The organism is Weissella cibaria KACC 11862, from assembly GCF_000193635.1.
Classification (GTDB): domain Bacteria; phylum Bacillota; class Bacilli; order Lactobacillales; family Lactobacillaceae; genus Weissella; species Weissella cibaria.
In genome coordinates, this window is sequence record NZ_AEKT01000023.1 from 106,595 (window position 1) to 123,859 (window position 17,265).

Sequence of the window (17,265 nt, forward strand, 5' to 3'; positions counted from 1 at the left end):
AGAACTATTGTGATAAACTGGTACTTATGATTGTAAGTACCAGTTTTTTGGTAAGGGGGAATCGGTTTGATGGAAAAAGCAGCAGTTAGACAACAGGCGCTAGCCAATTTAGCGACGCTTTCTGATGCGCAACGGGGCTGGCTGATGCAAGCTGTTGTGGCGCAAGTGACTGCACTGCCAGCGTGGCAATCAGCGAAAACGGTCGCACTAACGTTGTCTCAAGATGATGAAATACCGACCCAATTACTCATTCAAACGGCGATGTTACAGGGGAAACGTGTGGTTTTGCCCCGCGTCCAACCTGGTCGGCAGATGACCTTTATTGTGGTGACGCCAGCCACAACCTATGAGCGGCACCGCTTCGGCATGTTAGAGCCCGTGGGGGATGAGATTGTGGTGCCAACTGAGATTGACTTTGTGGTCGTTCCGGGACTGGCCTTTAGCGAAGCCGGTGACCGCATTGGTTTTGGTGGCGGGTATTATGATCGGTGGTTACCACAGACCACAGCTCGGACAGTCGCATTGGCGCTGCCGGAGAATGTTTATCCCCAACCTAGTTGGCCGCTTGAGCCAACTGACCAACAAGTTGATCAAGTTTTAATTTTTAAAAATGAGGAATAATGTTCATGACTAATGATTTCAAGCGGGCGTTTAAAGCGACGCCAGCCACCGCCGGCTTAGTGACCGTGATGGTGCTTGTCTACTTATGGGAAGTCTTACAAGCGCATAGCTTTACCATTAACTCACAAGTGTTATTTCATTCTGGTGCGCAATTTTCACCGGCTGTTTACCAATTACACCAGTGGTGGCGTCTGATAACGGCGGGCTTCTTGCACGTGACGTTTTCACACCTGGCTTTTAATATGATTACGTTATACTTTATCGGTCGGTTACTTGAGATTGAGCTGGGACCATGGCGTTTCCTAGCACTATTTTTCCTGACGGTGATTAGTGGTAATTTGATGAGCCTAGCCTTTGGTGGAGTGAATGTTATTTCAGCTGGGGCTTCAGGCGGAATCTTTGGCCTGTTCGGTGCCATTGGTATGTTAGGGCTGTTGGACAAGCGCCGCGCATACTGGCGTAGTCAGGCAAAATTGATGGGGATTTTTATCTTGTTATCAATTGTATCGTCGTTTGCAACGCCGGATATTGATTTAAGCGCCCACATTGGGGGCTTACTAGGGGGATTCATTCTGGTACCAGCCTTTATTTCGGGATTTCACTACACCGGCTTGTTTAAGGTACGCGTGTGGCACCGCTTATTAGCAGTGATTGTGTATCTCGCATTATTAGCAGTGGTATTTGGCATTGCGATAAATCGTATCTAAGGAGCGTGATGATATGCGGACGTTTTTGGATGTTTTAAATTTATTGAAGAAATACGATATTTATATTCACGTGGGTAACCGCTTGTGGGATATTGAGTTGGCGGCAATTGAAATCGACAACATGTATAAGGCTGGCTTGTTAGAAGCAAAGGAATACGCGCAAATCAAGCTGGTATTACGACATGAACATGAAGATGAAGAGCGACGCCAAGCCTTATAAATCAACTTTGTAACCGTTTTCACTAAAATGCTTGTTTTAATTGGAAAATGCGTTATAATTAATAATGTTGAAAGCAAGAAAGCGATTACAAATATATTTTTTGAGAAATAACGAGGAAAGAACAGATGGCTAAAGACAAGCTAATCGGTGTTGACCTTGGTGGAACAACCATCAAGTTTGCCATTTTGACTGCTGAAGGTGAGATTCAACAAAAGTGGTCAATCAAGACAAACATCTTGGACGAAGGTTCACACATTGTACCCGACATCATTGATTCTATTAACCACCACTTGGACTTGTACCAATTGGATAAGGACCGTATCATTGGTATCGGAATGGGTACGCCGGGAACGGTTGACACTGAGAACGGAACCGTTCGTGCAGCGTTCAACTTGAACTGGAAGGAAACGCAAAACGTCCGCGAACAAATTGAAGCTGGTACTGGCTTGCCATTGACGATGGACAACGACGCTAACGCTGCCGCTTTGGGTGAGCAATGGCGTGGTGCTGGAAACAATCAACCAGATGTTGCCTTCATTACGTTGGGAACTGGTGTTGGTGGTGGATTGATTAACGATGGTAAGTTGATCCACGGTGTTGCCGGTGCTGGTGGTGAGGTCGGTCACATGATCGTCGAACCTGGTGGATATTTGTGCACATGTGGTAACTACGGTTGCTTGGAGCAATATGCTTCAGCAACAGGTGTTGTCCACTTGGCACAAGATTTTGCCGAAGCTTACGCTGGTAACTCACAATTGAAGGCTATGGTCGACAATGGTGAAGAAGTGACGTCAAAGATTGTCTTTGACTTGGCAAAGGATGGGGATTACTTGGCAAATGAAGTTGTCGACAAGGTGGCTTACTACCTTGGATTGGCTTCAGCTAACATCTCAAACATCTTGAACCCATCTTCAGTTGTTATCGGTGGTGGTGTTTCAGCCGCTGGTAAGTTCTTGTTGGACCGTGTTGCCAAGAACTTTAGCCAATTTGCTTTCAAGGCTACGCGCGACGTAACTGAAGTGAAGTTGGCAGAGTTGGGTAACGACGCTGGTGCATACGGTGCTGCTTCATTGGCCCGTAACTCAGATCGTACGATTGCCTAATTATAAATAGAAGTCATTAAAAACGAGTATCGTGACGATACTCGTTTTTTTGTGGGCAAATATGACGGTGTTTACTGAAAATCGCTGAGATATTTGTAATAAAATGTAACATTGCACCCGTTTATGGTGAAATAGTAAGCTAATTCACAAAATGAAATATGCACGAATTATGAACATGGTATGAACGACTGAAACAAGACGTTGATGTAGCGCTGATTTACACGTGTGTGATTTATGAAGAATTTGTGCGTCACAGGTTGTTTGGCGCCTGTTATACGCCTGTTACGCGTCCTCGCTAAGATAGATTATGTTGTTAAGGCAACGACGAAAACAAAAATCATAAACTTAAAAAAAGTAAGACACGCTTTACACGAGCGACGAAAAGGGAGTTAATCATGCAAAACGTAACATCACGTAAGAAGTTGTACAAGTCAGGTAAGAACTGGGTAGCGGGTACGGTATTGGCGGCAGCGGCTTTGGTTATGCCAATGTTCCACATGGATGCAACATATGCTAATGAAGAAGTAGCACCAACACAAACGACGTCATCATGGCGTGCTAAGACGGTTGATCAGGTTGTCTCAGCCGTTCAAACTGCGGGTCAAACGTACTTGGTTCAAGAAGGTGACACGTTGTCATCAATTGCATCAGCAACGGATTTGACGGCTGAAGAAATTGCGGCTGCTAACAAGATTGATGACATTCACTTCATTGTGGTTGGTCAAACAATTGAATTGACTGGTGCACCAGTTGAAGTGGCAACAGAGCCGGCTCAAGTTGCAGAAACAGTTGCTCAAGTTGAGACGCCAGCCGTGGAAGTAGCCCCTGTTGAGGCACCGGTTGAAGCTGCACCAGTGGCAACGGAAGCGGTTGCCCCAGTAGCAACTGAAGAAGTAGCGCCAGTTGCTGAGACGGTGGCACCTGTCGAAGAAACGGCCGTTCAAGAAGTACCAGCTCAAGAGGCACCAGTTGCAGAAGTAGCGCCATCATATAATGCAGATATGTCAGTAAATGGTGCTAACACGTATCCTGCTGGACAATGCACGTGGTTCGTTAAGAATGCTTTGCCTTGGGTAGGAAACTACTGGGGTAACGCAGCGGACTGGGCTAACTCAGCAACTTACGCTGGTCGTTTAGTTGATACGAACCCTACAGTTGGATCAGTTGCGGTGATGGCACCAGGCGTTGGTGGATCAGGCGGATACGGTCACGTGGCTGTCGTTGTTGCCGTAAATGGTGACCAAATTACGATTGAAGAAGGTAACTACGCTGGTTTGTCATATAACTCACGTACCCTTTCAAAGGCCGGCATGATGTTTGTGCACTAATAGCAAATTTCACATACTTGTAAATTGAAATAAAGGTGTCTGAACCCTATTGGTTCAGGCATTTTTTATTACATTAAATATTACATTTTGTAATAAAACGTAATATTGTAGCCGGTTTTCACGTTTTCGCCGTGACATGTGTATCACGAAGGCAATGTAAAACAAGGAAATCCCTTGATATAACAGCATTTGTGTCTGCTTTCATTTTTTTAGTAACTGTTATACCAGTGTAACTAGGCCGTTAAATCAGGTTGATAGACTTTTTTATGGATAGAGGAAAGACGTTGCCGTAGCGACGCGCCTTAAATCGCATCAAGGGGATAATAAAGAATATGACAACTCAAAACATGACTAAGGGATGGTTTGTTGCTGCTGCAACGGCCGCCGCTGCAATTTTACCAATGACACACACAACGGCCGCTTCTGCTGAAGATTCAACTGCAAATAAGGCTGATGCAAACACAAACAAGGCTGCCTCATGGCGTGCTAAGACAGTTGACGACGTGAAGGCAGTTGTTTTGTCAGCTGGCACTGAATACAAGGTGCAAACGGGTGACACATTGTCAACGATCGCCCAAGCAACGGGAGAAAGCGTTGATGACATCGCGAAGGCTAACGGCTTGTCAGATGTTCACTTTATCACGGTTGGTGAGACGTTGAAGCTGACGCCAGCAGATAAGCAAGATAACAACTCTGCATCAGATGCGCTTAAGCAAGCAGCTGCCTCAGCTGACAAGGCTGCTAGTGCAGCTGCAAAAGTTGCAACGACTTCTGCAGCCGATAACACGCAATACACAAATACGGGTGCGGTTGCGTACGATGCAGCGTCACAACCCGCTGTTGCTGCGCCAACGTATGATACGACTGGTAACACTTACCCAGCTGGACAATGCACGTGGTTCGTTAAGAACGCTTTGTCATGGGTTGGTAACAACTGGGGTAACGCTTCTGGTTGGGGCGCCTCAGCTGCGGCAGCAGGTCGTGTAGTTGACGCAACGCCAGCTGCTGGTGCGGTTGCTGTCTTTGCACCTGGCCTTGATGGCGCTGGTGAATTGGGTCACGTTGCGGTTGTTGATTCTGTTAACTCAGATGGTACGATTACAATCTCAGAGGGTAACTATGCTGGATTGGCATACCACGTTCGTACGATTTCAGCTGCTGGCATCCAATTTGTCCACTAATAATAATGACGAAAAAACCGAGTCCATTTTTGGACTTGGTTTTTTAATTTGAAATGAAGGATTTGTTCTTGCAATTTTCCGAGCACTCTGTTAACTGCTTTGAAGCGCAGATGTAAACAACTGGCAATAATTATTTACTATACTTTTGTAAGTAGATTAAAAGAGAAGAAAATAGATAAGAAACGCTATAGGGAGAAAAACGATTCTTATGGAAAAAGTATCAGTAAATAAATCAATTAAAGGGATGGCCTTGACGACGGCTGCAGTTGCAGCAGCTGTCTTGCCATTTATGCACACAAATGCCGCATCAGCTGACGATTCAGCTAAGGGTTGGCGCAGTAAGACGGTTGACGAAGTGCGGACAACGGTTAAGGATGCTGGACGTGTATATGTTGTGCAATCTGGTGACACGTTGTCAACGATTGCAGCAGCGACGGATCGCAGTGTGGACGATATTGCGAAGCAAAATGACATTACGAATGCCAACATGATTGAAGTTGGGCAGAAGCTTGATTTGGTGTCAGAAGCACCAGCAACAAGTGTTGCGGCGTCAGTAGCACCAAGCGAATCGTCATTGGCCCCAGCTGCGTCATCTGTTGCGCCAGCCAGCTCAGTTGCTTCACAAGCATCATCAGCTAGTTCAGAAGCGCCAGTCGCAACGAGTGCAGCTACATCTACTGCGCCGGTTGCGACAGTTTCACCAGCCAGCGCGGACGCAACGTTGAATGCATTGAACGCATTGCGCGCTTCAGCGGGATTGCCACAACTGGTTTGGGATGATGGCCTGGCTGCGTCAGCGACGGCACGTGCCGCATCAATGTCACAAACAGGTGTTGATCAAGCGCACTATTCAGGGGCAGTGGCCAATGAAGTTGTGGCGGCTGGCTTTGGTGCCGGACAAGACGTTATCTCGGCTTGGTTTAACGAAACCAATATGACGGGTGTACCAAACGGTCACCATGATTGGGAAATGAATGGGTCATTCACGCGAGTCGGATTTGGCTACGTTAATGGCTGGATTGTCGGTCACGCTGAATAATTGAAGAAAAAACAAAGTCTGCCAAAGGTTGGCAGACTTTTTCTTTAGGTTTTGTTAAAATGGTAATTAACATGATTAACGAAACGGGGATTTGAGCAGTATGTTGCAAGCATTGTTTGTCTTGATTTTAATTTGGGTTATTTGGACAGTTGGTACAATCATCTGGACACGTACCACGTTGAAGCGCGTGGCAACGGTATTAAAGTCAGAAGAATTTGAAAAGCAAAGTCGCGGTCAACAATTGATCGATATCCGCGAACCGGCAAAGTTTAAGGCGAAGCACGTCCTAGGTGCGCGTAACATTCAATATGCCATGTTGAATGAAAACCACACTGCTTTGCGTAAGGACAAGCCTGTGTTCTTGTACGACGAGAACATGCAATTTGCAGCCCGTTTGGCACGTAAGTTGAAGAAGGACGGTTATAACGAAATTTTCGTCCTCAAGAATGGGTTTGCCGAATATAACGGTAAGACAAAGTCTAACTAATGAAAAAAGGTTTGGGATGTATATCCCAAACCTTTTCTTTATGTGCTTGATTAAAAACGAGCGCCGTGTGAGTGAGCAGCCTTACGAGCAGCCTTGCGTTCTGTCTCTTCGAACTTAGCTTCCTCTTCTTCCAAAGGCTTTACAGCAACCTTGTGGAAAGTCAAAGCAGCGGCTGCAGCAGTGGCTAACGTACCGGCAACACCAGTCAAAATCCCCAAACCAAACTTCTTCATGATGTGGTTCCTCCATTTATTTGTTAAGATAAGTTTAACATATTTAACAAGAATTAAACTACTGAGGTTCGTGAAATGTCTGTAAACAAAACATTAATTATTGCACACCGTGGCACATATCGCGACCGAGGTGACGAAAATACGCTAATTGCCTTTCAACGGGCGATTGCAGCGGGCGTTGACGGCCTTGAAGTTGATGTCCAATTGTATGGTAATCGGTTAATTTTAAAACATGATCAGGATGGCGTGGTGCCGGCGGATGTTGCAACATTTGGCGATTTTTTGGCGTTGATTGCAACAACGCAGTATCAAGGGTTATTACTAATTGAGTTAAAGGGCCGGGTCGGCGCGGAACAACTGTATCGCGAGTTGCAGGCAAAACAATTACCGAATGCCGTGATGTTGCAGTCATTTCAAGAGTTGCCCTTGCGAAAGTGGCGCCGCTTAGATGCGAACGTACCGATTGGTTATTTGCGGCATGTGCCGAATATGGTGAGCTGGCGTTTGTGGCGTGATGGAATCATTCAGCAAGTTAACCTGGATTATCGTTATTGGTACCTCGCCTGGTTAAGGCCATTCGGTGTGAAGACCTATTGGTGGACCCCAAATACGCGGGGGTGGACAACATTACTCCGGATGTTAAGCGTACGCGGTATCATTACAGATATTGCATCAAAAATTTTATAGGTGAATGAGTAAAAATGGATAAATTAATTGTCATTGTTGGGCCGACCGCGGTTGGTAAAACCGCATTATCTTTGGCATTGGCCCAGGCTATTGATGGTGAAATTGTATCGGGTGACTCGATGCAAATTTATCGACAGCTAAACATCGGGACGGCGAAGGCCACGCCGACGGAACAGGCGCAAGCACCGCATCATATGATCGACATCGCTGAGCCAACTGAAACGTATTCGGCGGCCCGTTTTGTGCAGGAAGCCCAGCAAGCGATTGCTGAGATTTCGGCCCGTGGCAAGGTGCCAATTTTGGTTGGTGGCACCGGCTTTTATGTGCAAGCCTTGTTGGGCGATAAGCCGTTAGCTGCGGTTGATGATATTCAAGATGATGCGTTTACGGAGAAATGGACGCAAATTGCCCACGACGAGGGGGAAGGGGTATTGCGTGATGCTTTGCGCAAGGTGGACGCGGTGAGTGAGGCGCGGATTTTACCTGGTCAAATTCGCCGATTAGTGCGTGCTTTACTGGTGAGTGATCATACCGGCAAGCCTTTCTCTGAACAAAAGCCAGAACCGCGACGACTGTATGATGCCTTTATTATCGGCCTAACAACTGATCGGCAAGTGTTATATGAACGCATTAATCAACGTGTCGACGCCATGATGACGCAAGGCATTTTGGCAGAAGCAGAAATTGCGATGGCTTTACCAGCAGATAGCACAGCTCGAAAGGCGATTGGCTACAAGGAACTGTTTGGCTATTTAACTGGTGATGAATCATTAGAACAAGCAACAGAAACCTTAAAACAGGCATCACGACGGTACGCAAAACGGCAGATGACGTGGTTCAATAATCAGTTTACAGACATTCATTGGTTTGATTTAGTACAGCAACCGTCTGAAATAACTGACATCAAAGAAGCGGTAAAACGGTTCATGTCAGAATAGCTGACATGATTAAAAACTTCACATATAATCGGTGGTAACATGCTAAGCATAGGGGGTCAGAACGTATGGGTGGACGAGAACTTCGTCGCGATTTGGCGGTATTGCCAATGAGCGTCGTACGTGAACTGACTGACTTATCTGATCGACAAATTCGTTATTATGATCAGCAAGGTTTAATTACGCCACAACGGGGGGCTGGTAAACAACGTCGTTTTTCATTAAATGATGTAGACCGGTTAATTGAAATCGCAGATTATTTGGATGCTGGGTATTCGGTGTCTGAAATTCATGAGGTTGATGCGAAGAAGCAACGCAAGTCAGCTGAAAAGCCTGAACCAAATGAAGAAAATCTACGACACATGTTGGCGGATGAGCTGCTGAAAATTGGACGGTTTAATGGTCAGCGTAAGTTTTGACATTTCGTTTTAATTGCTAAGTTATCAAAAGGAGATCTAGATGGTTCGCAAAGCATATACCAAGGATGATATTCGTCGCATGATTGCAGAAGAAAACGTAGAATTCTTGCGACTACAATTCTCAGACGTGTTCGGTACAATCAAGAATGTTGAAGTACCAGTTTCACAACTCGAGAAGGTGCTCGACAATAATTTGATGTTTGATGGTTCTTCAATTGAAGGGTTTGTCCGTATTGAAGAGTCAGATATGTACCTATACCCAGACTTGTCAACGTTCATGATTTTCCCATGGGCGACTGACTTGCACGGTGGTAAGGTTGCTCGCTTGATTGCTGATATTTACACGGCAGATCGCGAGCCATTTGCAGGTGATCCACGTAGCAATTTGAAGCGTGTCTTGCAGCAGATGACGGAAGATGGCTTTAAGTCATTTAATATTGGAACGGAACCAGAGTTCTTCTTGTTCAAGCTGGATGAACATGGTAACCCAACGATGAATTTGAATGACAAGGGTGGTTACTTTGACCTAGCACCACTTGATCTTGGAGAAAACACACGTCGTGAAATCGTGTTGGAGATGGAGAAGATGGGCTTTGAAGTTGAAGCAGCCCACCACGAAGTTGCGCCAGGACAACACGAAGTCGACTTTAAGTATGCGGATGCACTTGATGCGGCTGACAACATTCAAACGTTTAAGTTGATTGTGAAGACGATTGCGCGTAAGCACGGTATGTATGCAACCTTTATGCCTAAGCCAATTTCAGGTATTAATGGTAATGGTATGCACACGAACATGTCTTTGTTTACCGAGGATGGCAACGCCTTCTTTGATGAAGCGGGTGAGTTGCAATTGTCTAAGACGGCCTATAACTTCTTGGGTGGTATTTTGGATCACGCGGCCAACTTTACGGCCATTACAAATCCAACGGTTAACTCATTTAAGCGTTTGACGCCAGGCTTTGAAGCACCAGTTTACGTGGCTTGGTCAGGTTCAAACCGTTCACCAATGGTTCGTGTCCCAGCTTCACGTGGTAACTCAACACGTTTGGAATTGCGTTCCGTTGATCCAACTGCTAATCCATACTTGGCCTTTGCTGCTATTTTGGCAGCTGGCTTGGATGGTATTGAACGTGAATTGGAACCAACACACGCTGTTGACCGTAACATCTACTTGATGGATGAAGGTGAGCGCAAGCGTGCAGGTATTACTGATTTGCCTGATACCTTGCTAGCAGCTGTGAACGACTTGGATGAGGATGAAACGATCAAGGCAGCCTTGGGTTCACACATGTCACGGACGTTTGTGGATGCAAAGCGTCTTGAGTATCAAGCTTACCGACAAGAAGTATCGCAATGGGAATTGGACACATATCTCGAGCAATACTAAAATTTTCGTTAAATGTTCTAAAAAACAACGCCGACCGGGGAAAGGTTGGCGTTTTTCTTTAAGGTTAGGTTGTATGATAGAACTATTAAGATGTTAGTGTTATGACATGAGTTTTAGGACAACCACACACGAGGAGGGGTTGAGATGGAGAACACGCCATACTTGAAGACGGACTTGCCGTCAAATCAATCCGTATTAAATGGAAAACTACAAGCAAAATTAGACTACATCGGGGATATTCAGAACGCTGTTGCGACGAATGATGATCGCCGGGTGTATGAATTATTAGATAGCCAAAAGTACAACACGAAGATTCGACAGACGCAAAATGCGGCCTCAAACCGTGCCTTGTCAGTCTTGGTGGATGATATGCAGGATGAATTGAGCCATCACTTGGGACAACAATTGATTCAGTATTTGTCAGAAAAATTCCCATTCTTTTATTACGAAGAAACGCAATTGGGTGTGTTCCAATTGTTCTTTGGAAATTGGTGGGATCGTCGTCATTTCGGTATTCTTGATCCATTAGCTGTGAACTTTATTTTCAATGATCAAGAGTATGAAAAGTTGGCACGCGCTGTTGAATTATCAGAGGCCGGCCAACGTTATAACGCACAAGTAATTGAAGATACTACACGAGCTAACGAGGCGTTGCAACAAATTGTGGCTGATCAAAATCAACGTGATGCCGAACGTGCCCAATTGATGGCTCAGCTGGCATCGAGCGAAGACCGTGGTGGTATTTTTGGTAATCGTTCACAAAATGAACAACGTGAAGTGTTGAAGGAACGTTTGGCACAATTGGATGCTGCGGACGACAAGGCTAAAGAAGTGCCTGAGTTAATTGCAGCAAACAATGCGCAAATTTTGAATCTATCAAAGGAAGATACGATTTTGATTTACGAACAACGTGCCATCTCAGATACGTTTGGTTCATTCGCAAACTTCCAAGAAGCGGTTGCGTCATTGTACGAAACGTATGTGACGTATTTGGCTGATGCACAAGGAGGTAAGTAATTATGACAGAACACCTTCGTGAACGCGTAGTCGCATATGCTGACTTGTTGACAGATGACATTGGTCAAATTCAACAATTGTTGGCGCAAGTACGTGAATTGGCCGAATCACAAGAACCAGCGCGTGTGCACATGCTGGCCGAGCGTTTAACGGCAGCGCATCTTGATACGGACTGGGTCCTTGTGCCACGTCAATATAGTCCAGCAGATTGGTACATGTTGGCAATGGATCGGTTTATGAGTTTTGCCGGGATTCCAGCGTACGATATTTTGACGCCAGCCGAACGTGAAGAACTAACGTTGGTACCAACTGAATTGGAAGTGCCAGCAACATTTGAGTTCGTTGTGAATGACGATCCAAACGGTGGCGCCTTTTTCGTTGAACTTGGGACGAATGAACGTTTGTTCTACTGGTCATTAGAACGCAAGCAAATTTTGTTTAACGCCGATGCCATTACAAACTTGTTGGTTGAAAACTATCGTAAGAAGACGACCGCACCACGCATTCGCACGGTGACGACATTATTAACTGAATTCGGCCGTTACATGGAACGCGAATTTGGTTACAAGGTCGATTACAACATTTTGGAGACCAAGGATGATTTCTTGTATCCATTGGTTCAAACTGAAATGCCAGCTGGTATGTTGGATCGTTTGTTTGTGTTGTCAGCGGATTCAAACTACTTCTTGCAAAACATTCCAAATGGGGCCGGCTTAGTACTTGAACAGGGCGTTGAAGTGCGAATCTTCTATGCAAATGATGCCACGGCTATTGGGGCACAACGTTGGCACTTCCAAGTGATCGATGGTCACGATGCTGTTTCATGGCTTGATATTTTGTTAGATTACGACTTCATTGGTGCTTGGTACTTGAAGGAGCGTCATTACTTGGCTGTCGAAAGCGATGAATTAGTTTTCGGTTTGCAAGGCAATCGTGCGTTGAAGAATTACGGGGCATCTGCACCAGTTAAGTCTGAGGCACCACAAGTGGAAGTGTTGCAACCAAACACGACTGATGAGGAGCCGGAAGCATAATGGCACTGGATATTGCATTATATTTACGGCAAGCGCGCGACGCTTATCGGGTTGTGGCTTATGATTGGGAAAATCCAATTAGCCCAAAAGATGTCCTATTAAATGATTATTTAAATTTGGATATTACGCTAGGTACGCTGATGCGCCGGGTTGATGCGGTGAATGGGGATGTACCTCACGATGCTGTTGTGACCAGTGAAGCAACGATTGTTGATTTGTACGCTACGGCCTTGAGTCAATTTTTGTTGATCAGTTTAAAGCAACAGTGGACGCATTTGATGGTGTTGGAAGACGCTGATATTGAGAAGTTTGCTCGTTTTCCACAAATGCGGTTAGCCCATCAATTTATGGGCATTAAGACGATGCTATTAAACAGTTATCATCAGAAGCGCCAAAGTGATTTCGCCCACGCTTGGCGGTCATTTATGAAATTGGGATTATTTGAATTGCATTTAACTGAGGAAGAACTCGCAATCGCAATTTCTCATGTTTTGGATGCTTCTGACCTTGATTCACCAGCGTTTTAACCGTACAATAGATGAGGCGATAGTGAAATGTTGCCTCATCTATTTTATATGCAGCTGTAGCACAACTGGATAGTGCACTCGGTTTCTACCCGAGCGGTTGTGGGTTCGAGTCCCACCAGCTGCACTTATGTTTTCGTTAAAATCCCTCACCAATTGTGGGGGATTTTATTGTTTTTGTTTTCCCATTGGTTTATAATAACTTACGTTGTGTTTGTGGATCCCACAAACTGCAACCACTCGTGGTCTGTATTAAGTTGTTCCTCGGAACACGCGGACTCGGTGAGTCTAAGTTTTTTAGAAATAATATATATGGAGGTCTACAGACTCATGGCAGCATATGCAATCATTGAGAACGGTGGAAAGCAATACAAGGTTTCTGCCGGTGACGTAATTTACGTCGAGAAGATGGACGCCGCAGAGGGTGACAAGGTTGTCTTTGACAAGGTTGTCTTCGCTGACGGCAAGATCGGTGCACCATACGTTGATGGTGTTACTGTATCAGGTACTGTTGAGAAGCAAGGTAAGGAAAAGAAGGTTGTTACTTTCAAGTACAAGCCAAAGAAGCACTCACACAAGAAGCAAGGTCACCGTCAACCATACACTAAGGTTGTCATTGACTCTATTGCCTAAGACATCGGAAAGAAGAGGATTTAAATCATGCAATTGAATTTGAACAACTTGACGATGCTTGCCCACCACAAGGGAGGCGGATCTTCTGCCAACGGTCGTGACTCAGCAGGTCGTCGTCTAGGAACGAAGCGCGCTGATGGTCAAGACATCAAGGCTGGATCAATCATTTACCGTCAACGCGGTACGCACATCTACCCAGGTGTAAACGTTGGTCGTGGAAACGATGACACGTTGTACGCTTTGACTGATGGTGTCGTAAAGTTCGGTCGTTTGGGCCGTGACCGTCGCCAAGTATCAGTTGTTACTCGTGAAGAGTACAAGCAAATCATCGCTAAGTAATTTATTACTTAACTAAGATTTGAAATCAGTTTAATAGACTGTAAAAAGACAGCATTACGATTAAGTTCGTGATGCTGTCTTTTTTTGTGGTTGATTATTACGATTATGTTAATCATTTTTCGGGCATAGTCCATTCACAATATGTGAAACACAGCACAAGACGAATAGAGTCAAATCAATTAACGTATACGTTGAATATGATATCTGCATATCGTTTGTTATTCTCTTCATATTTGGTAAGCATTTAGTGGGTTTGTCTAAAAAAATAACCCATGATATAAATAATGGTGTTGAAAAGAAAACGCTTTCAAAAACGAAAGGCAGTCAACAAATAAGATTATCTACTAATTTATTTGAAATGATTTATGTTTAGGAGAATGATATGACCCAGCAACTCACTCACGAAGAAGCTCGTCGCCAAGCCAAGGTGATTGTCGACCAAATGACGATTGATGAGAAAATTGGCCAAATTAAGTATGAAGCACCAGCAATTGAACGATTGAATATTCCGGAATATAACTACTGGAACGAAGCATTGCACGGTGTGGCGCGAGCGGGCGTTGCGACGGTTTTTCCACAAGCAATTGGACTTGCGGCAACTTTTGATGACCAGCTAATTAATGATATTGCCGATGTGATTGGGACAGAAGGACGTGCAAAGTATAACGAATTTACGAAGCACGAGGATCGTGACATCTACAAGGGACTGACTTTTTGGTCGCCTAACGTCAATATTTTCCGTGATCCACGTTGGGGTCGTGGACATGAAACATATGGTGAAGATCCGTTCTTAACGTCGAAGTTTGGTGTGGCTTTTATCAAAGGGTTGCAAGGGCAAGCTAAGTACTTGAAGCTGGCTGCGACGGCAAAGCACTTTGCGGTCCACTCAGGTCCGGAAGGTTTGCGTCACGGCTTTGATGCAGTTGTGTCAGACAAGGACTTGTATGAGACGTACTTGCCAGCTTTCAAGGCAGCGGTTGAAGAGGCCGATGTCGAAAGTATTATGACGGCATATAACGCAGTTGACGGCGTGCCGGCGTCAGTTAGTGAAATGTTGTTGCGGGACATTTTGCATGATAAGTGGTCATTTGAAGGTCACGTTGTCTCAGATTACATGGCCCCAGAAGATGTGCATGAGAACCACAAGTACACAAAGGATGCCGCTGAAACGATGGGATTAGCCATCAAAGCAGGTTTGAACTTGGTTGCCGGTCATATCGAACAATCTTTGCATGAGGCGTTGAATCGTGGTTTGGTGACTGAAGAAGAAATTACCAATGCGGTTATTTCACTTTACGCAACCCGTGTCCGTCTAGGCATGTTTGCAACTGATAATGAGTACGATGCCATTCCGTATGAGGCGAATGACACGAAGGCGCACAATAATCTGTCAGAAATTGCGGCTGAGAAGTCATTTGTGTTGTTGAAGAATGATGGCGTTTTGCCACTACGCAAGGAAACGATGGAAGCAATTGCAGTTGTTGGGCCAAACGCGCATTCAGAAATCGCATTGCTAGGTAACTACTTTGGGACACCATCACGTTCATATACCATCTTGGAAGGTATTCAGGAACGACTTGGCGATGACGTTCGGGTCCACTATAGTATTGGCTCAGGGGTGTTCCAAGACCATGCAGCTGAACCGTTGGCTAAGGCAGATGAACGTGAATCAGAAGCGATTATTGCTGCTGAACACTCAGACGTCATTGTTGCAGTCTTGGGGCTTGATTCAACGATTGAAGGCGAAGAAGGGGATGCTGGTAACTCACAAGGGGCTGGAGATAAGCCGAACTTGTCATTGCCAGGGCGCCAGCGACAATTGTTGGAACGTTTGTTAGCTGTTGGTAAGCCTGTAGTAGTTTTGTTAGCTTCAGGTTCATCATTGCAATTAGATGGCTTGGAGAACCACCCCAACCTACGAGCGATTATGCAAATTTGGTACCCAGGTGCTCGAGGTGGTTTGGCAGTTGCGGATGTTTTGTTTGGTACAGTAAGTCCATCAGGAAAGTTGCCGGTGACGTTCTACAAGAACACAGATAATTTGCCAGCCTTTGAAGATTACAATATGGCAGGACGCACATACCGTTATATGACAGAGGAGGCCTTGTATCCATTTGGTTATGGTTTGACGTACTCGTCAGTTGAATTGTCAGATTTGCAGGTGAAGTCTTATGAAGAGACGGCAACGGCAACGGTGACAATTCAAAATACGGGTAATTTTGATACGGATGAAGTTGTTCAAGTCTATGTGAAGGACTTAGAATCAGAATTTGCTGTGCCAAATGCCCAGTTGAAGGGATTCAAACGCGTCTTTTTGGGTAAGGGATCTAAGCAAACGATTACGTTTGATTTACGTCCACAGGACTTCGAAGTGTTTGATGAGCAAGGGCATAACTTTATTGATAGTAATCGTTTTGAGATTTCAGTTGGTGTTAGCCAACCAGATGCGCGATCGATTGCGCTGACAGGTGTGCAACCTTTGCAAACTGAGTTGAATCTGGCAGGTAGTCAGACAACACATTGATAAATAACAAGGGACTAATATCCAATAAAAGCACGCGTGAATCAGAAAATGGTTTACGCGTGCTTTTATTGAGGTATTTATTACAACAAAAATCAGACTAAAGTCGATAAAATAATAGTAACAATAACAGATGAATAACAAACGAGGTGAATAAAATGACTGAAAAGGATCCAGCTGGTAGAACAGCCAGGCATGCACATCAAGCTTCTAAGAAAAGTCCGTTCAAAGTTCTGCTGATTACGGCATTACTAATTGTGGCGCTGTTATTGGGTGTTGGCGTTGCAGCAGTGATTGACAATGCTCATAATGACAAGGCAGCGACATCGTCATCATCCGTTACAAGTAGCGTTTCGTCACAAACCAGTTCGGTAACAGCTAGCTCGACAAGCGCGGCGTCAGCAAGTTCGGCGACGTCGTCATCGGTGGCAACGTCTGAGTCATCATCAAGTGAGTTGACTGGGACACCAGGGGTTGTGGCAACAGACTTGACCCAAAATGATCGGGCATCAATTTTGGCCCAAGTCATTACAACTGAAGCTGGTTACACACCAGCGGATGTTCACAGCATTACAACTGGTGTGGTCGACGGCGTTGGATCAGGTAAAGGTCGAGTGGTTGTTGGCATTGGTGTGAATGGTATTGGAGCAACGTATACGTTGTCTGGTGATGGTGGCGTAGGTGTGATGACGGGGTCGTATACCGGTGGGAATGGTGATAGTGATCATCCGTTTACAATTGATGTGAACGACTGGTTGCGTACGCATAATTTACAAGATGTTCAGGCAGAGTACGGTTCAGTGATGACCAGTAATTAACGAGAGTTATTTCTTGCAAGCGCTTACAGTGG

At 45.1% G+C, this 17,265-nt stretch carries 20 protein-coding genes, 1 tRNA gene and 1 other annotated feature; of the genes, 20 read left to right on the forward strand and 1 reads right to left on the reverse strand.

What is annotated here, in order from left to right:
* Positions 1-69: 69 nt before the first annotated feature.
* The 8 genes from ESE_RS0105235 to ESE_RS0105270 all read left to right on the forward strand — a co-directional run bounded on the left by ESE_RS0105235 (position 70) and on the right by ESE_RS0105270 (position 6,686).
* Positions 70-621 carry a 5-formyltetrahydrofolate cyclo-ligase gene (locus tag ESE_RS0105235; RefSeq protein WP_010372343.1) on the forward strand — a complete coding sequence of 184 codons (552 nt, stop codon included), beginning with the start codon at positions 70-72 and terminating at the stop codon, positions 619-621.
* A 5-nt stretch (positions 622-626) separates the two neighbouring features.
* A complete protein-coding gene (locus ESE_RS0105240; RefSeq protein WP_010372346.1) occupies positions 627-1,328 on the forward strand; it encodes a rhomboid family intramembrane serine protease in 702 nt (233 codons plus the stop codon).
* 13 nt (positions 1,329-1,341) lie between these two features.
* Positions 1,342-1,548, forward strand: coding sequence for a YqgQ family protein (locus tag ESE_RS0105245; protein WP_010372349.1), 207 nt, complete (start codon positions 1,342-1,344; stop codon positions 1,546-1,548).
* Between the two features lie 125 nt (positions 1,549-1,673).
* Entirely contained in the window at positions 1,674-2,651 is a 978-nt protein-coding gene (locus ESE_RS0105250) for an ROK family glucokinase (protein ID WP_010372352.1), read from the forward strand.
* 395 nt (positions 2,652-3,046) lie between these two features.
* Positions 3,047-3,979, forward strand: a complete 933-nt coding sequence (locus tag ESE_RS12540; RefSeq protein ID WP_010372354.1) for a CHAP domain-containing protein — start codon at positions 3,047-3,049, stop codon at positions 3,977-3,979.
* A 332-nt stretch (positions 3,980-4,311) separates the two neighbouring features.
* On the forward strand, positions 4,312-5,160 hold the full coding sequence (locus tag ESE_RS0105260; protein WP_010372357.1) for a COG3942 and LysM peptidoglycan-binding domain-containing protein: 849 nt from the start codon (positions 4,312-4,314) through the stop codon (positions 5,158-5,160).
* Positions 5,161-5,368: 208 nt separating this feature from the next.
* Complete coding sequence (locus tag ESE_RS0105265; protein WP_010372359.1) at positions 5,369-6,199, forward strand: CAP domain-containing protein; 831 nt, start codon at positions 5,369-5,371, stop codon at positions 6,197-6,199.
* A 100-nt stretch (positions 6,200-6,299) separates the two neighbouring features.
* On the forward strand, positions 6,300-6,686 hold the full coding sequence (locus ESE_RS0105270) for a rhodanese-like domain-containing protein (protein ID WP_010372361.1): 387 nt from the start codon (positions 6,300-6,302) through the stop codon (positions 6,684-6,686).
* A 50-nt stretch (positions 6,687-6,736) separates the two neighbouring features.
* On the opposite strand, the gene ESE_RS0105275 is transcribed toward ESE_RS0105270, so the two are convergent.
* Positions 6,737-6,919 (reverse strand): DUF3042 family protein, encoded by a 183-nt coding sequence (locus ESE_RS0105275; RefSeq protein WP_010372363.1) that lies wholly within the window; start codon positions 6,917-6,919, stop codon positions 6,737-6,739.
* A gap of 75 nt (positions 6,920-6,994) precedes the next feature.
* On the opposite strand from ESE_RS0105275, the gene ESE_RS0105280 reads away from it, so the two are divergent.
* The 12 genes from ESE_RS0105280 (at position 6,995) to ESE_RS11880 (ending at position 17,233) form a co-directional block, all read left to right on the forward strand.
* Positions 6,995-7,606, forward strand: a complete 612-nt coding sequence (locus ESE_RS0105280) for a glycerophosphodiester phosphodiesterase (protein WP_010372365.1) — start codon at positions 6,995-6,997, stop codon at positions 7,604-7,606.
* Positions 7,607-7,620: 14 nt separating this feature from the next.
* A complete protein-coding gene (gene miaA / locus ESE_RS0105285; RefSeq protein ID WP_010372368.1) occupies positions 7,621-8,544 on the forward strand; it encodes a tRNA (adenosine(37)-N6)-dimethylallyltransferase MiaA in 924 nt (307 codons plus the stop codon).
* A 65-nt stretch (positions 8,545-8,609) separates the two neighbouring features.
* Complete coding sequence (locus ESE_RS0105290) at positions 8,610-8,960, forward strand: MerR family transcriptional regulator (protein ID WP_010372371.1); 351 nt, start codon at positions 8,610-8,612, stop codon at positions 8,958-8,960.
* 40 nt (positions 8,961-9,000) lie between these two features.
* The gene (gene glnA, locus ESE_RS0105295; RefSeq protein ID WP_010372374.1) at positions 9,001-10,347 is read left to right on the forward strand and encodes a type I glutamate--ammonia ligase; all 1,347 of its coding nucleotides are present in this window, start codon (positions 9,001-9,003) and stop codon (positions 10,345-10,347) included.
* A gap of 144 nt (positions 10,348-10,491) precedes the next feature.
* Positions 10,492-11,364 (forward strand): hypothetical protein, encoded by an 873-nt coding sequence (locus tag ESE_RS0105300; protein ID WP_010372378.1) that lies wholly within the window; start codon positions 10,492-10,494, stop codon positions 11,362-11,364.
* A 2-nt stretch (positions 11,365-11,366) separates the two neighbouring features.
* Positions 11,367-12,398 carry a hypothetical protein gene (locus ESE_RS0105305; RefSeq protein ID WP_010372381.1) on the forward strand — a complete coding sequence of 344 codons (1,032 nt, stop codon included), beginning with the start codon at positions 11,367-11,369 and terminating at the stop codon, positions 12,396-12,398.
* Positions 12,398-12,925, forward strand: coding sequence for a hypothetical protein (locus tag ESE_RS0105310; protein ID WP_010372383.1), 528 nt, complete (start codon positions 12,398-12,400; stop codon positions 12,923-12,925). The genes ESE_RS0105305 and ESE_RS0105310 overlap by 1 nt, the downstream gene beginning before the upstream one ends.
* A gap of 50 nt (positions 12,926-12,975) precedes the next feature.
* Positions 12,976-13,049: transfer RNA gene (locus ESE_RS0105315), tRNA-Arg, on the forward strand.
* Positions 13,050-13,146: 97 nt separating this feature from the next.
* Positions 13,147-13,222: a sequence feature (ribosomal protein L21 leader region), on the forward strand.
* A 30-nt stretch (positions 13,223-13,252) separates the two neighbouring features.
* Complete coding sequence (rplU, locus tag ESE_RS0105320; RefSeq protein ID WP_010372385.1) at positions 13,253-13,555, forward strand: 50S ribosomal protein L21; 303 nt, start codon at positions 13,253-13,255, stop codon at positions 13,553-13,555.
* 27 nt (positions 13,556-13,582) lie between these two features.
* Positions 13,583-13,894 carry a 50S ribosomal protein L27 gene (gene rpmA / locus ESE_RS0105325; protein WP_003609238.1) on the forward strand — a complete coding sequence of 104 codons (312 nt, stop codon included), beginning with the start codon at positions 13,583-13,585 and terminating at the stop codon, positions 13,892-13,894.
* A gap of 382 nt (positions 13,895-14,276) precedes the next feature.
* Positions 14,277-16,418 (forward strand): glycoside hydrolase family 3 C-terminal domain-containing protein, encoded by a 2,142-nt coding sequence (locus ESE_RS0105330; protein WP_010372395.1) that lies wholly within the window; start codon positions 14,277-14,279, stop codon positions 16,416-16,418.
* Positions 16,419-16,573: 155 nt separating this feature from the next.
* A complete protein-coding gene (locus ESE_RS11880; protein ID WP_010372397.1) occupies positions 16,574-17,233 on the forward strand; it encodes a hypothetical protein in 660 nt (219 codons plus the stop codon).
* Positions 17,234-17,265 lie beyond the last annotated feature (32 nt).